Raw genomic sequence first — 484 nt, 5'->3', positions numbered from 1 at the left:
TGCGAAATTCTTATCTGCTACTATTATTTCTCTACCATACCAATTAGCTTTATATTCTAACATTCTTCTGAACTCCGACCAACTTGCTTCGCTTATAGCTTTCGCTAACTTATGATTTTTCACCATATTCTTTACCTTCAAGTCCTCAATAACTATAACTTGGTTTTCGTGTATTAGTTTAGTTGATAACTTATTTAGGAAATCTGCTCTTTGGTCTGATATCTTTTGATGCAACCTTGCTACCTTCAATCTTGCTTTATATCTATTATTGCTTCCTTTTTGTTTTCTTGATAAGTCCTTTTGTAGTTTAGTTAATCTTTTCTCTGATTTTCTAAAGTGTTTAGGATTATCTACTCTAAATCCATCGCTACATATTGCAAATTCCTTCAATCCAACATCTACACCTATTTTCTTATCAATAGTTTTTAGTTTCTCTATTTCAGTTTCTGCTAATATAGAAATATAATATCTATTACCTGGTGTT

General features: G+C 30.6%; 1 protein-coding gene. It reads right to left on the bottom strand.

Annotation, left to right across the window (positions count from 1 at the left end; genetic code table 11):
* Positions 1-484 (bottom strand): RNA-guided endonuclease TnpB family protein (locus KGF36_RS19880; RefSeq protein WP_227854977.1); only part of this gene is annotated, 484 nt, incomplete at both ends.

The organism is Clostridioides sp. ZZV14-6009 (assembly GCF_020658095.1).
Classification (GTDB): Bacteria; Bacillota; Clostridia; order Peptostreptococcales; family Peptostreptococcaceae; genus Clostridioides.
Note: the sequence above shows the minus strand (reverse complement) of the source record. Positions and strands in the feature narration are given on the sequence as shown.